Origin of the sequence: Nocardioides sp. J9 (assembly GCF_007829375.1) — a bacterium.
Taxonomy (GTDB): Bacteria; Actinomycetota; Actinomycetes; order Propionibacteriales; family Nocardioidaceae; genus Nocardioides.
Genome location: NZ_VLJQ01000069.1, coordinates 20,943 through 34,504, shown reverse-complemented (window position 1 = coordinate 34,504; position 13,562 = coordinate 20,943). Strand labels below are relative to the sequence as shown.

General features: G+C 73.5%; 13 protein-coding genes and 1 pseudogene. 11 read left to right on the top strand and 3 right to left on the bottom strand.

Features of this window, described 5'->3' with window-relative positions; translation table 11 throughout:
• Positions 1–12: 12 nt before the first annotated feature.
• The 5 genes and pseudogenes from L615_RS10655 to L615_RS10640 all read left to right on the top strand — a co-directional run bounded on the left by L615_RS10655 (position 13) and on the right by L615_RS10640 (position 4,261).
• On the top strand, positions 13–624 hold the full coding sequence (locus tag L615_RS10655; RefSeq protein WP_028655044.1) for a PadR family transcriptional regulator: 612 nt from the start codon (positions 13–15) through the stop codon (positions 622–624).
• On the top strand, positions 621–770 hold the full coding sequence (locus L615_RS23265; protein WP_157514824.1) for a hypothetical protein: 150 nt from the start codon (positions 621–623) through the stop codon (positions 768–770). The genes L615_RS10655 and L615_RS23265 overlap by 4 nt, the downstream gene beginning before the upstream one ends.
• Positions 767–1,530 (top strand): annotated as a pseudogene (locus L615_RS10650) (ABC transporter ATP-binding protein). The gene L615_RS23265 and the pseudogene L615_RS10650 overlap by 4 nt, the downstream one beginning before the upstream one ends.
• Positions 1,530–3,005: an FtsX-like permease family protein gene (locus L615_RS24740; RefSeq protein WP_145725053.1), complete on the top strand. Its 1,476-nt coding sequence runs from the start codon at positions 1,530–1,532 to the stop codon at positions 3,003–3,005. The pseudogene L615_RS10650 and the gene L615_RS24740 overlap by 1 nt, the downstream one beginning before the upstream one ends.
• Complete coding sequence (locus L615_RS10640) at positions 2,894–4,261, top strand: FtsX-like permease family protein (protein ID WP_145725052.1); 1,368 nt, start codon at positions 2,894–2,896, stop codon at positions 4,259–4,261. The genes L615_RS24740 and L615_RS10640 overlap by 112 nt, the downstream gene beginning before the upstream one ends.
• 18 nt (positions 4,262–4,279) lie before the next feature.
• On the opposite strand, the gene L615_RS10635 is transcribed toward L615_RS10640, so the two are convergent.
• From L615_RS10635 to L615_RS10625, 3 genes are all read right to left on the bottom strand, one after another.
• Complete coding sequence (locus L615_RS10635; RefSeq protein ID WP_028655041.1) at positions 4,280–5,719, bottom strand: PhoX family phosphatase; 1,440 nt, start codon at positions 5,717–5,719, stop codon at positions 4,280–4,282.
• A gap of 82 nt (positions 5,720–5,801) precedes the next feature.
• The gene (gene yidC / locus L615_RS10630; protein ID WP_145725051.1) at positions 5,802–6,620 is read right to left on the bottom strand and encodes a membrane protein insertase YidC; all 819 of its coding nucleotides are present in this window, start codon (positions 6,618–6,620) and stop codon (positions 5,802–5,804) included.
• Positions 6,621–6,690: 70 nt separating this feature from the next.
• Complete coding sequence (locus L615_RS10625; protein WP_145725050.1) at positions 6,691–6,999, bottom strand: hypothetical protein; 309 nt, start codon at positions 6,997–6,999, stop codon at positions 6,691–6,693.
• 117 nt (positions 7,000–7,116) lie between these two features.
• Here L615_RS10625 and L615_RS10620 point away from each other — a divergent pair, with 117 nt between their 5' ends.
• The 6 genes from L615_RS10620 to L615_RS10595 are packed head-to-tail and all read left to right on the top strand — an operon-like array spanning position 7,117 to position 13,531.
• A complete protein-coding gene (locus L615_RS10620) occupies positions 7,117–7,764 on the top strand; it encodes a TetR/AcrR family transcriptional regulator (protein WP_145725049.1) in 648 nt (215 codons plus the stop codon).
• Positions 7,761–8,555 carry a TIGR03084 family metal-binding protein gene (locus L615_RS10615; protein ID WP_145725048.1) on the top strand — a complete coding sequence of 265 codons (795 nt, stop codon included), beginning with the start codon at positions 7,761–7,763 and terminating at the stop codon, positions 8,553–8,555. Before L615_RS10620 ends, L615_RS10615 begins: the two co-directional genes overlap by 4 nt.
• Entirely contained in the window at positions 8,552–10,285 is a 1,734-nt protein-coding gene (locus tag L615_RS10610; protein ID WP_145725047.1) for an acyclic terpene utilization AtuA family protein, read from the top strand. The genes L615_RS10615 and L615_RS10610 overlap by 4 nt, the downstream gene beginning before the upstream one ends.
• Entirely contained in the window at positions 10,282–11,433 is a 1,152-nt protein-coding gene (locus L615_RS10605; protein ID WP_028655036.1) for an acyl-CoA dehydrogenase family protein, read from the top strand. The genes L615_RS10610 and L615_RS10605 overlap by 4 nt, the downstream gene beginning before the upstream one ends.
• Entirely contained in the window at positions 11,433–11,915 is a 483-nt protein-coding gene (locus tag L615_RS10600) for an SRPBCC family protein (RefSeq protein ID WP_145725046.1), read from the top strand. The genes L615_RS10605 and L615_RS10600 overlap by 1 nt, the downstream gene beginning before the upstream one ends.
• On the top strand, positions 11,912–13,531 hold the full coding sequence (locus L615_RS10595) for an acyl-CoA carboxylase subunit beta (protein ID WP_145725045.1): 1,620 nt from the start codon (positions 11,912–11,914) through the stop codon (positions 13,529–13,531). Before L615_RS10600 ends, L615_RS10595 begins: the two co-directional genes overlap by 4 nt.
• The last annotated feature ends 31 nt before the right edge of the window (positions 13,532–13,562 follow it).

Below are 13,562 nucleotides of genomic sequence, written 5' to 3'. Positions count from 1 at the left end.
CCGGGAGGCCCGATGTCCGTCAAGCACGCACTGCTCGCGCTGCTGGAGCAGCAGCCGATGTACGGCTACCAGCTGCGCGCCGAGTTCGAGCAGCGCACCGGCACGACCTGGCCGCTGAACGTCGGGCAGGTCTACACGACGCTGACCCGGCTCGAGCGCGACGGCCTCGCGGCGGCGCAGGGGGAGGACGCCGAGGGGCACGTGATCTACCGGATCACCGACGCCGGCCGGACCGAGGTCGCGACCTGGTTCACCACCCCGGTCGCCCGCACCCAGCCCCCGCGCGACGAGCTGGCGATCAAGCTGGCCCTGGCCGTGACCGTGCCGGGGGTCGACGTCGGCACCGTCATCCAGCAGCAGCGCGGCGCGACGATGAAGGCGCTGCAGGACTACACCCGGCTCAAGCGGCAGGCCGCCGGCGCGACCGCGGCCGAGCCGAGCGACCTCGCGTGGAGCCTGGTGCTCGACTCGCTCGTCTTCGCCGCCGAGGCGGAGATCCGCTGGCTCGACCACTGCGAGGCGCGGCTGCGCCGGGCCGCGGTCGAGCTGGACCGACGCGGCCCGCGCCCGACCGACGACGCCTCGGCGGCCCCGGCACCGTCCACCGAGGGCCGCGCCCGGTGACCCCGCTCGACCAGGCCCGCCGCCTCGCGCGGGCCGAGCGCCGCTGGCTGGCCGACGCGCACGACCGGCTGCGCCGCGGCCGCCCCGACCCGCGCACCGCCGCCCGCACGCGCACCGACCGCACCGTCAAGGAGCCCCAGCGATGACCGACCCCGTCCTCCGTCTCACCGACGTCCGTCGGGTGCACGGCACCGGCGCCACCCAGGTGGAGGCGCTGCGCGGCATCTCGTTCGCGGCGTACGCCGGCGAGCTGGTGGCCGTCATGGGCCCCTCCGGTTCCGGCAAGTCGACCCTGCTGACCATCGCCGGCGGCCTGGACCAGCCGACCTCCGGCGCGGTCGTCGTCGAGGGCACCGACCTCACCGGCCTCGGCCTCGACGCCCGCGCCCGGATGCGCCGGACGTCGATCGGCTACGTCTTCCAGGGCTTCAACCTCATCCCGGCGCTCACCGCGGCGGAGAACGTCGCCCTGCCGCGCGAGCTCGACGGCGTCCCGGCCCGCACCGCTCGTCAGGAAGCGCGCGCCGCCCTGGAGGAGGTCGGCATCGGCGAGCTCGCCGACCGGTTCCCCGACGACATGTCCGGCGGCCAGCAGCAGCGCGTCGCGATCGCCCGCGCGGTCGTCGGCGAGCGGCGGCTGATCCTCGCCACGAGCCGACGAGCGCCCTCGACAGCAAGCTGATCCTCGCCGACGAGCCGACCGGTGCCCTCGACACCGAGACCGGCGAGGAGATCCTCCGGCTGCTGCGTGCCCGCTGCGACGCGGGCGCCGCCGGGGTCCTGGTCACCCACGAGGCGCGCCACGCCGCGTGGGCGGACCGCGTGGTCTTCCTGCGCGACGGTGTCGTGGTCGACGAGACCGGCACGGCGTCGGTCGACCTGCTCACCGAGCCCGCGGCCCGCTGATGGGTACGACGAGGGGCGGGTGGCAGGTCGCGCTGCGCCTGGCGCGACGCGAGGCGTGGCGCCGCAAGGGGCAGACCGCACTGATGCTGCTGCTGATCTGCCTGCCCGTGGTCGCCGTGACCGCGGCCGCGGTGGTGTGGCGCACCCAGGACGTCTCCGGCGTGGAGAGCATCGAGCGACGGATGGGCGCGGCCGACGCGTGGCTGGTGGCGCACGAGGGCCCGATGGTCGAGCAGCACTTCGACCCCGACGTCGCCCAGGGCTGGGTGGGCGAGGGGACCCGGAAGCCGGCCACCCTCGACGAGGTGCTGGCCGTGGCCGGCGCCGACCGTCCCGCCGTACCCCTCCTGCGCGAGTCGCGCACGTTCCGCACCGATGCCGGGGTGGCGGACATGGAGGTGCTCACCACCGACCTCGACAGCCCGCTGGCCGCCGGCCTGGTCCGCCCGGTCGAGGGCACCTTCCCGCCCGGGCCCGGCGAGGTCGTCGTCAACCGGGCCGCGGCCGACCGCGGACCCGGCTTGGGCGAGACCCTCACCGTCCTCCACAAGACGGCGGACGGCGAGCAGGAGGTCGAGCTCGAGGTCGTCGGCATCGCGGAGAGCGCGGTCTCCCGGGGCTACCCGTTCGCCGCCGGGCAGCCGGGCACGTTCGGCGGATCCGCGACGCACGAGCACGAGTGGCTGCTGGGCGGCGGCCCCGTCACCTGGGACGACGTCGTGGCGCTCAACCGGATCGGGGTCGCGGTCGCGTCCCGGCACGTCCTGACGGACCCGCCGCCCGACTCCGTGCTGACCTCCGGCGGCAGCCCGGTGTCCTCGCTGCTCCTCGACTCCGGCCCCGACGAGCTGACGATCACCGTGCTCGCGCTGGTCGTGGTGATGGTGCTGCTCGAGGTCGTGCTGCTCGCCGGCCCCGCCTTCGCTGTCCGCGCCAAGGCGCAGGCGCACGCGCTGGCCCTGGTGGCCGCCGCAGGAGGAACGCCGCGCCAGGCGCGCCGCACCGTCCTCGCGTCCGGCGTCGTCGTGGGCCTGGTCGGCGGCGTGGTCGGCGTCGTGCTCGGAATCGGCGCCGGGGCCCTGGCCGTGCCGGTCGCCCAGCGCTTCAACAGCACCGTGTTCGGTCCGTTCGAGGTGCCCTGGCCGCTGCTGGGCGTGGTGGCCGTGTTCGGCTTCCTGTCCGCGCTGCTGGCCGCCGTCGTGCCGGCGTTCGCCGCCTCGCGGCAGGACGTCGTGGCCGTCCTCGGCGGGGCGCGCCGCGGGGGGGGGGCGGGGGGCNGCCGGCGTTCGCCGCCTCGCGGCAGGACGTCGTGGCCGGCCGCCGCGGCGAGGGCCGGCCGTCGACGAGGTCGCCGATCCTGGGCGTGGTCCTCCTCGGCGCCGGGGTCGCCGGCGCAGCCACCGGGGCGGTCGCCGGCCAGGAGGTCGGTGCCGTCCTCATCGCCGGGTCCGCGCTGGTCGCGGTCGTCGGCATGATCCTCGTCGTCCCGGTCGTCGTCGCGGTCGTGGCCCGGCTGGCCGCGCGGCTGCCCCTCGCGCTGCGCTTCGCCGCCCGCGACGCGGCCCGGCACCGCACACGCACCGTGCCCGCCGTCGCCGCCGTCGGCGCGACCGTCGCGGGCGTGGTCGCCCTCGGCATCGCCGTCAGCAGCCAGGAGGCCGCGAACGAGGCCGAGTACACACCACTTCTGCGCGACGGGCACGGCTCCGTGTCGCTGTCGAACCCGGACACCGACCCCGCTGCCGTCGACGCCGTCCTGCGCAAGGCCGGCCTCGATGACCAGGTCGAGGCCATCACCGGCCTCAGGCTGTCGACCGACACCGAGGAGATGGAGCTGGAGTTCCGGCAGGGCGAGGAGGCGCTGTGGCTCTCCTACTGGAGCGGCCTCGGCTCGCCGTACGCCGTCGGGGAGACCGTGCCCGACTTCGTCGACATCGCTCCCGCCGCACGGGAGCGGGCCGACGCGGTGCTGGCCGAGGGCGGCCTGGTGCTGCTGCAGGACCCGCACGCCAGCGAGGGAAGCTACACGCTGCCGCAGCTCGACGGGGACCCGGTCGCCGTCGACGTGCGGCGCTGGTCCGACGACCTCCCCGAGCCGGAGCTGGCCGCCACCGCCGAGGCGCCGACGGTGCTCCTGGAGGTCTCCGGCACGGCGACCGTGCTCGCGGTGTTCTCCCCGCCGGTGGTCGAGGACCTCGGGCTGCCCACGGCCGTGGTCGGCACGCTGCTGGCAGCGCCGATCAGCGACGAGACCGAGAAGGACGTCGCCGAGGCCCTGGCGGCGCTGCCCGGTGATCCGTACTTCTACGTCGAGCGCGGCTACCGCACGCCCGACGAGGTGCGGATCATCCAGGCCGTCCTCGCCGCCCTCGGCGGCATCCTGATGCTCGGCGGGACGCTGACCGCGACCTTCCTCGCCCTCTCCGACGCGAAGCCGGACCTGGCCACCATGGCGGCGGTCGGGGCCCGCCCGCGCACGAGGCGGGGCGTCGCCGCGTCGTACGCGCTGGTGGTCGGAGGCGTCGGTGCCCTGCTCGGGGCGCCGGTCGGCTTCATCCCCGGCGTGGCGATCAGCCAGCCGATCACCAAGGACCCGGTGACCGGCACCACCCTGCTCGAGGTGCCGTGGACCCTGGTCGGGCTGGTGGTCGTCGGGCTGCCGCTGCTCACCGCCCTCGCCGTCGGTGCGTGCGCCCGCGGCCGGCTGCCGCTGACCGCACGCATCGACTGACGGGTCGGGCCGCGGCCCTCAGACGCGGATCCGGTGCCACGGCCCCCAGATCGCGAAGGTCATGCCGCGGCTGGCCTGGATGTTCACGAAGAGCGTCTGGTGGTCGGGTGAGAAGGTCGTGCCGGCGAACTCGTCGCCGGTGCGGCCCTCCATCCGGTTCAGCGCAATGTCGAAGATCTGGCCGCCGCGGGTCAGGCCGCGCAGGTAGTTGTCCTGGTCGTGGTCCTCGCAGACGACGAGCGTCCCGCGGGCGCTGGTGGTGACGTTGTCGGGGAAGTCGAGCACGTCGCGGCCGGGCGACTGGTAGAGCAGCTGCAGCACCTGGTCGGCGATCCGGTACGCCCAGATCTGGCCGAAGCCGGTGCCCCAGCCGTCGTCGACCGGGTTCGGCCCGCCCTCGGGAACCCCGCCGCCCTGGGTCGAGCAGAAGTAGACGACACCGTCGTCGTACGCGCAGCCCTCGAGGCGGGAGAAGCGCGCAGCGCCCTGCTCGAGACCCTGCCGGGAGACGTGCTGGATCGCCGTGTCGTTGCTCGTCGGGGCGACCTCGCCCGGCGTGTAGGGGAAGGACGGCGCGGGGTCTTCGATGTCGACCCAGTCGACCCGGTACGTCGCCCGCTGCCGCTGCCTGGCGCCGAGGTCCGCCCGCGCCTGCCCCACGACCCGCAGCATCTGCAGCCGGCCGCCGTCCTCCAGCCGGCCGACCTCCATCGGGTCCGACGGCGGGAGGTAGCGGTAGAAGCCGGACGGGAACACGAAGTTGTCCTCGGTCAGGTAGAGCGCGCCGCCGACCGGGTCCCACGCCACCGCCTCGTGGGCGAAGCGCCCGGCCGAGCGGATCGGCTCCCCGCTGGCGGTCCCGTCGGCCGGCACCTCGAACACGAACCCGTGCGGCTTCGTGAGCGGCACGTTCGACGCCCCCGTGAAGTCCGGGCCGACGTCGGGGCCGTTGACGGTCTCCTCGCAGGTGATCCACGAGCCCCACGGCATCTGCCCGCCGGAGCAGTTCATCTGCGTGCCGACCAGGCTCGCCCACGACGCGGCGACGACGCCGGTCCCGTCGACCTCGACGTTGGTCGTGCCGCCGCCGGCCATCGGGTCGTAGACCGGCGCCGCGGAGCTGAACGCCGGCGCGGGGTTGTTGATCTCGTGGTTGCGCACCAGGCGGGTGCGCCCGCCGGGGCCGGGGAAGGTGCCCATGCCGTCGTGGCGGCCGGGCAGCACCGTGCCGTCGTCGAGCACGACCGGCGTGGTGGTGTCGTGGAAGGAGCGGTACTGGAAGTCCGCCGGCAGGTGCAGCCGGACCACGCCGTCGCGCAGGTCGGGCACCGGGCGGAGGTCGCGGAACGCCGGTGCCGCGGCGGCCCCCGGTGCCCGGTTCACGAAGCCGGCGAACGGCCCGCCGAGGGCGACGCCCGCGCCGACGGACTGCAGGAAGGTACGTCGTTGGATGGCCATGGGCCACGCTAACCCCGGCCTGGCACACGAAATCAGGGTCGGATCTGCAAGTTTCGTGTGTCCAGTCCCGTAGTTTCACCACCTAGGTGGTGAAACCCCCCACCGCGGCGCGGCGCGCTGCCGCAGCGGAGCCGGGCGTGGGGAACCACCGCCACACCACGGCCGCCTGGCCGCAGGTCCACAGGCCGCTGAGGACCCAGTAGGCGAGCAGGGCCACGGGGACGACACCGCCGGCGAGCAGCAGGCCCCCGGCCGACAGCACCGGGGTGACCCGCTGCGCGGTCAGCATCGCCTCCGGCATCCCGTCGGTGGGGGTGGTGGGGGCGACGAGGAAGCGCTGGGTGACGAAGCTGATCACCGCGGCCGCGCCGGCGAGTCCGGCGACCACGGCGACGTGCAGCCCGCTGCCGTCGTACCCGTGCGCGGCGAGGGGGACGCCGAGCAGGCTCGCCGAGCCGAAGGACGCGACCAGCGCAGGCGTGAGGGCGCCCACCGCGGTGCCGTCGGCAACCCGGGCGAGCAGGTGGTAGAGCGCCATCCAGATCGGCACCAGCGCCAACGTCGGCAGGCAGCCGAGGCGGGACACCCCGTGCTCGGCCCCGACCCGCCGGCGCTCCTCCACGAAGGCGCGTACGGCGTCGGGGTCCCTGCGCTCGAGGCGCTCGCGGTACTGCTCGGTGAGCTGTTTCAGGTGCGGCCGGGCACGGGCGGTGGCGTGGGCCTGGCGCACGCCGCGGACCACGAGGGGCAGCAGCGCGAGGCGGACGAGGACGACGACGCCGGCGATCGCGAGCAGCCAGGTGCCGGCGGCGTCGGGGTCGCCACCGAGGCTGGTGACGACGGAGTGGGTGGTCGCGACGACGCCCGCGAGGGCGTGGGACAACGGGTCGAGCAGGGACATGACGGCTCCAGGACGGGTCGGTCGACGGGTGGGGTCGGCAGGCCCGCCGGCGACCTCGGGGTCGCTCAGGTCAGCGGGCCGCGACCGTCCCGGGAGCGCGCGGCCGGACCGGGTGCCGGACCGGGTCCGCGACCCGCGACGCCAGTGCCGGCACCGGCTGGCGGGCACCCGGCCACGCCGCGGGTGGCGTGCCGAGCAGGCCACCGGCCGTCGTCCCCACCAGGGCGGCGACCGCCGCCGCCGCGAGCACGAGCACCCCGGCGGTCAGCGGGGCGTCGGTGGCCAGCAGCGACGTCGAGAGCGTCGTGACGAGAGAGACGATCAGGGCGCCGACGACCGCGGCCACCCGCGCTGTGTGCCGGTGCTCGTCCCTGTCCACGCCACCGATCGTACGCACCCCTTGCTGCCGTGGCCGGAGCGGAGACGCGCTGGCGCAGTCTGACGCAATTAAAGTCAGGCTTGACTGTTTGTTACTTTCGCCCCCATGCTTGGCGCCATGTCCACCGCCACCCGCGTGCCGCAGGAGGAGCGCACCCGCGCCATGCGCCACCGGCTGATGGAGGCGACGGTCGAGCTGCTCGTCGAGCGCGGCTTCGGCGGTACGACGACCACGCTGGTCTCCGAGCGCGCGGGCGTCAGCCGCGGCGCGCAGCTGCACCACTTCCCGACGAAGAACGACCTGGTCGTCGCCGCGGTCGCGCACCTGACGGAGATCCGCGGGTCGGACCTGGAGGCGGCCGTGCAGCGGCTGCCGGAGGGCAGCGACCGCACCGAGGCCGTGGTGCAGATGCTGGGCGACCACTTCGCCTCGCCGGTGTTCACCGCCGCGCTCGAGCTGTGGGTCGCGGCGCGCACCGACCCCGCGCTCCAGGAGGCGGTCGCGCCGCTGGAGCAGAAGGTGGGGCGGGAGACGCACCGGCTGACCGTGGAGCTGCTCGGCGCCGACGAGTCGCAGCCCGGCGTCCGGGAGCTGATCCAGGCCACCCTCGACCTGGTGCGCGGCCTGGGCCTGGCCAACACGCTCGGTGACGATGCCCGTCGTCGGCGCCGGATCCTCAGCGAGTGGGCGCGCACCCTCGACGCCGCCCTCGGCCTCGGGGCCCGCAGGCTCGCACCCCGACCCGCGGAGAAGGAGACACGATGAGCGTCCTCGACGAGGTGCTGGCGGACCTCACCACCGAGAGCGACCAGCTGCGCGCCGCCGTGGTGGCGGCCGACGCGTGGGACCGGGACACCCCGGCAGCGGGCTGGACGGTGGCCACCCAGGTCGCCCACCTGGCCTGGACGGACGAGGCGGCCACGCTGGCGGCGAACGCCCACACACCGGAGGGCAAGGAGGCCTGGGACGAGGTCGTCCTGGGTGCGATCGCGGACCCGGAGGGCTTCGTCGACACCGCCGCCCACGAGCTCGCCGCACTCCCTCCGGCCGAGCTGCTCGGCCGCTGGGACACCGCCCGCGCCGGCCTGGTCGCCGCCCTGCGTGCGTTGCCCGAGGGCACGAAGATGCCGTGGTTCGGCCCGCCGATGTCGGCGACGTCGATGGCCACCGCGCGCTACATGGAGACCTGGGCCCACTCCCTCGACGTGCACGACGCCCTCGGCCAGCGGCCGGAGGTCAGCGACCGGATCCGGCACGTCGCGCACATCGGCGTGCGCACGCGGAACTTCGCCTACGCCAACAACGGCCTGCAGCCGCCGGGCGAGGAGTTCCGCGTCGAGCTCGTCGCGCCGGGTGGCGCGACCTGGACCTGGGGACCGGAGGACGCGGCGCAGCGGGTGACCGGGTCGGCGTACGACTTCTGCCAGCTGGTGACCCAGCGCATCCACCGCAACGACACCGACCTGGTCGCGGTCGGCGACGACGCCGAGACCTGGCTGACCATCGCGCAGGCGTTCGCCGGACCCGCCGGCGGCGGGAGGGAGCAGCGGTCATGACGACGGGCGCGATCCGGATCGCCAACTGCAGCGGCTTCTACGGCGACCGCCTCTCGGCGCTGCAGGAGCAGCTCGAGGGCGGCGACGTCGACATCATCACCGGCGACTACCTCGCCGAGCTGACCATGCTGATCCTGGGCATGGACACGCTGCGGGACGCCGACCTCGGCTACGCGCGCACCTTCCTCAAGCAGCTCGAGACCACCCTCGGCACCGCGGTCGACAAGGGCGTGAAGATCGTCAGCAACGCCGGCGGCCTCAACCCGGCCGGCCTCGCCAGCAAGGTCCGCGAGCTCGCCACCCGGCTGGGGGTCGAGGTGAAGGTCGCCCACGTCGAGGGCGACGACCTGCGTGGCGCGAACCTGTTCGAGGGGGCGCTCACCGCCAACGCCTACCTCGGCGCCTTCGGCATCGCCTCCGCCCTCACCCGGGGTGCCGACGTGGTCGTCACCGGACGGGTCACCGACGCCAGCGTCGTGGTCGGTCCCGCGATCGCCCACCACGGCTGGACGCCCACCGACCACGACGCCCTCGCGGGCGCCGTCGTCGCCGGCCACGTCATCGAGTGCGGCACGCAGGCCACCGGCGGCAACTTCTCCGGCTTCACCGACCTGTTCCGCGACGGCGCGCCGATGTCGCAGCCGCTCGGGTTCCCGATCGCCGAGGTCGCGGCCGACGGCAGCAGCATCATCACCAAGCACGAGGGCACCGGCGGCGCCGTCACCGTCGACACGGTCACTGCGCAGCTGCTCTACGAGGTGCAGACCACGCGCTACCTCAACCCCGACGTCACCACCCGCCTCGACTCGATCCGGCTGCGCCAGGCCGGCCCGGACCGGGTGGAGATCAGCGGCGTCGCCGGCGCCCCGCCCCCGGAGCAGCTCAAGGTCGCGGTCAACGTGCTCGGCGGCTACCGCAACCAGGTGGAGTTCGTGCTCACCGGCCTCGACATCGACGCGAAGGCCGAGTGGCTGCGCAGCCAGCTCGACCCGCAGCTGACGGCCGCCGAGGTCACCTGGACCCAGACGCCCGCGCGCAGCGGCGACGCCGACACCGAGGAAGGTGCCTCGGTGATCCTGCGCTGCATCGGCAAGGACCCGGAGGCCGGCCCGCTCGGCAAGGCGTTCACCGGCCCGGCCGTCGAGCTCGCCCTGGCGTCCTACCCGGGCTTCACGATGACCACGCCGCCGCAGAAGCCGTCACCCTTCGGCATCTACCGCCCGGAGTACGTCGACCGCAGCGTCGTGCAGCACACCGTGGTCCACCACGACGGCACCCGCGAGGTGATCGCCGACCCGACCGAGTTCGTCGACCCGGCCGAGCTGGACCCGGAGCTGGGGAAGCGGCCCTCGCCGTACCCCGCACCGCTGGACACGATCACCCGCCGGATGCCGCTCGGCACCTTCGTGCACGCCCGCTCCGGCGACAAGGGCGGCGACGCGAACCTCGGCCTGTGGGTGAAGAACGACGGCTCCCCGAAGTACGAGGCCCGCGTGCAGTGGCTCGCGAAGGTGGTCAAGGACCGCAAGGTGCGCGAGCTCGTGCCCGAGGCGAAGGACCTCGACGTCGACGTCTACGTGCTGCCGAACCTCGGCGCGGTCAACGTGGTGATCCGCGGGCTGCTCGGCGACGGCGTCGCCGCGTCCACCCGCTTCGACCCGCAGGCCAAGGGCCTGGGCGAGTGGGTCCGCAGTCGCATCGTCCACATCCAGGAGGACCTGATCCAGTGAGCACGTTCGACCACGGCTGGACCGAGGAGCAGCTCGCGCTCAAGCGCAGCGCCATCGAGTTCACCAAGCGCGAGGTGACCCCGCACATCGACCAGTGGGAACGCGACGGAGAGCTGCCGCGGGAGCTGCAGAAGAAGCTCGCCCACGCCGGCCTGCTCGCCGTGGGCGTGCCCGAGGAGGTCGGCGGCGACGGCGGCGACCTGCTCGACATCTGCGCGATGCAGGAGGGCTTCATGGAGGCCGGCTGGTCGGGCGGCGCCATGGCCAGTGCGTTCACCCACGGCATCGCGATCCCGCACATCATCCGCAACGGGTCGCCGGAGCTCGTCGACACCTACGTGCGGCCCGTGCTGTCCGGCGACATGATCGGCTCGCTCGGCATCACCGAGCCCGGCACCGGTTCCGACGTCGCCGGCATCACCACGCGTGCGGTGCGCGACGGTGACCACTGGGTCATCAACGGCGCGAAGATGTTCATCACCTCCTCCGTGCGCGGCGACTTCGTCACCACCGCCTGCCGCACCGGCGAGGAGGGCGCCCACGGCATCTCGCTGATCGTCGTGCCCAAGGGGACACCGGGCTTCACCGTGTCCCGCAAGCTCGACAAGATGGGCTGGCTCGCCTCCGACACCGGTGAGCTCACCTTCGAGGACGTGCGGGTCCCGGTCGGCAACCTCGTCGGCCAGGAGAACCACGGCTTCTACTACATCGCCGAGCAGTTCGTCACCGAGCGGATCTGGCTGGCGCTCATGGGCTACGGCCACGCGATGCGCTGCCTGCACCTCTCGGCGCAGTACTGCCGGGACCGCGAGACCTTCGGCAAGCCGCTGACGAAGAACCAGGTCGTGCGCGCCAAGCTGGCCGAGATGCACCGCCAGGTGGCCGTCGCCCGCAGCTACACCCTCGAGGTCGCGCGGCGCTACGTCGCCGGCGAGGACGTCGTCGCCGAGGCGTGCCTGGCCAAGCAGACCGCCGTCGACACAGCCGTGTGGGTGGCCGACCAGGCCGTCCAGCTGCACGGCGGGATGGGCTACATGCGCGAGTCCGAGGTCGAGCGCCACTACCGCGACGTCCGGCTGCTCCCGATCGGCGGCGGTGCCACGGAGGTCCTCACCGACCTCGCCGCCCGGCTGCTGGGCTACAGCTGATGGGCCTGCTGAAGCCGCTCGGCGGCGAGGTCACGGTCCACGTCAAGGCGCCGGTCGAGGAGGTCTGGGCGCTGGTCAGCGACGTCACCCGGATCGGCGAGTTCTCGCCCGAGACCTTCGAGGCCCGCTGGACGCACGGGGCCACCGGACCGGAGGCGGGTGCCCGCTTCAAGGGCCACGTGAAGCGCAACGGCGTCGGGCCGACGTACTGGACGCCGTGCACGGTGACGCGGTGCGTCGAGAACGAGGTCTTCGAGTTCGGCGTCGGCCTCGACGACAAGCCGGTCAACACCTGGGGCTACCGGATGGCCACCGAGAACGGCGGCACCCGCGTGACCGAGTACTTCCGGCTCACCCCGTCCTGGTGGATCCGCGGCTACTGGCTGGTGCTGGGCCGGCTGCGCGGGCGGACGAACGAGCGCGGCATGCGCACGACCCTGGAGAGGATGAAGTCGGTGCTCGAGGAGGGGAGCGCGGCATGACCGCCGAGACCGCGGCGTCGGAGCAGGCGCCCGAGCAAACGCCCGAGCAGGCCCGCCGGGCCGCGATGGAGCAGAAGATCGCGGCCCTCCACGAGGAGCAGGCCAGGGCCGTCGAGGCCGGCGGGAAGTACGTCGCCCGGCACCGCGAGCGCGGCAAGCTCACCGCCCGCGAGCGGATCGAGCTGCTCGTCGACGAGGGCTCCGCCTTCCTGGAGCTGATGCCGCTCGCCGGCTGGGGCAGCGACTTCGCCGTCGGCGCCTCGCTGGTCACCGGCATCGGCGTCGTCGAGGGCGTCGAGTGCATGATCATCGCCAACGACCCGACGGTGAAGGGCGGCGCACTCAACCCGTGGTCGCTGAAGAAGTCCTTCCGCGCTGGCGAGATCGCGGAGAAGAACGGCCTGCCGACGATCAACCTCACCGAGTCCGGCGGCGCCGACCTGCCGACGCAGAAGGAGATCTTCATCCCCGGCGGGCGCGCCTTCCGCGACCTCACCCGGGCCAGCGCGCAGAAGCTGCCGACGATCTCGGTCGTCTTCGGCAACTCCACCGCCGGCGGCGCCTACATCCCCGGCATGAGCGACTACGTGATCATGGTCAAGGAGCAGGCGAAGGTCTTCCTCGCCGGCCCGCCGCTGGTCAAGATGGCCACCGGCGAGGAGTCCGACGACGAGACGCTCGGCGGCGCCGAGATGCACTCGCGGGTCTCCGGTTCCTCGGACTTCCTGGCCGTCGACGAGCGCGACGCGATCCGCCTGGCCCGGCGCACCGTCGCCCGGCTCAACTGGCGCAAGAAGGGCGAGGTCCCCGCGCCGACGTACGCCGAGCCCGACCTCGACCCCGAGGACCTGCTCGACCTCATCCCGGTCGACCTGAAGGAGCCCTTCGACCCGCGCGAGGCGATCCTGCGCATCGTCGACGGCACCGGGCCGGACAACGAGGTGCCCTTCGACGAGTTCAAGCCGCTCTACGGCTCCGCATTGTGCGTGGGCTGGGCGAAGCTGCACGGCCACCCGATCGGCATCCTCGCGAACGCGCGCGGTGTGCTGATGAGCGAGGAGGCGCAGAAGGCGGCGCAGTTCATCCAGCTGGCGAACCAGAAGGACACGCCGCTGCTCTTCCTGCACAACACCACCGGCTACATGGTCGGGGCGGAGTACGAGCAGGGCGGGATCATCAAGCACGGCGCGATGATGATCAACGCGGTCTCCAACTCCTCCGTGCCGCACCTGACGGTGATCATGGGTGCGTCCTACGGCGCCGGCAACTACGGCATGAACGGCCGCGCCTACGACCCGCGCTTCCTCTTCACCTGGCCGTCGGCGAAGTCCTCGGTGATGGGCCCCGCCCAGCTCGCCGGCGTGCTCGAGATCGTCGCCCGCGAGTCCGCGGAGAAGAAGGGCGAGGTCTTCGACGCCGAGGGCTTCAAGGGCATCAAGGAGATGGTCGAGGGCCAGATCGAGGAGCAGTCGCTGCCCTACGTCCTGTCCGGGATGGTCTACGACGACGGGGTCATCGACCCGCGCGACACCCGCTCCGTGCTCGGCATCTGCCTGTCCGTCATCGACAACCAGCCGATCGAGGGCGCCATGAACTTCGGGGTGTTCCGCCTGTGAGCCGGATCGACGTGCTGCCGCGATCGCAGGA

Coding starts and splice junctions, on each gene's coding strand:
- L615_RS10655 (WP_028655044.1), top strand. CDS start 13: ATGTCCGTCAAGCACGCACTGCTCGCGCTGCTGGAGCAGCAGCCGATG.
- L615_RS10635 (WP_028655041.1), bottom strand. CDS start 5,719: ATGGCCATCCAACGACGTACCTTCCTGCAGTCCGTCGGCGCGGGCGTC.
- yidC (WP_145725051.1), bottom strand. CDS start 6,620: ATGTCCCTGCTCGACCCGTTGTCCCACGCCCTCGCGGGCGTCGTCGCG.
- L615_RS10620 (WP_145725049.1), top strand. CDS start 7,117: ATGTCCACCGCCACCCGCGTGCCGCAGGAGGAGCGCACCCGCGCCATG.
- L615_RS10615 (WP_145725048.1), top strand. CDS start 7,761: ATGAGCGTCCTCGACGAGGTGCTGGCGGACCTCACCACCGAGAGCGAC.
- L615_RS10610 (WP_145725047.1), top strand. CDS start 8,552: ATGACGACGGGCGCGATCCGGATCGCCAACTGCAGCGGCTTCTACGGC.
- L615_RS10600 (WP_145725046.1), top strand. CDS start 11,433: ATGGGCCTGCTGAAGCCGCTCGGCGGCGAGGTCACGGTCCACGTCAAG.
- L615_RS10595 (WP_145725045.1), top strand. CDS start 11,912: ATGACCGCCGAGACCGCGGCGTCGGAGCAGGCGCCCGAGCAAACGCCC.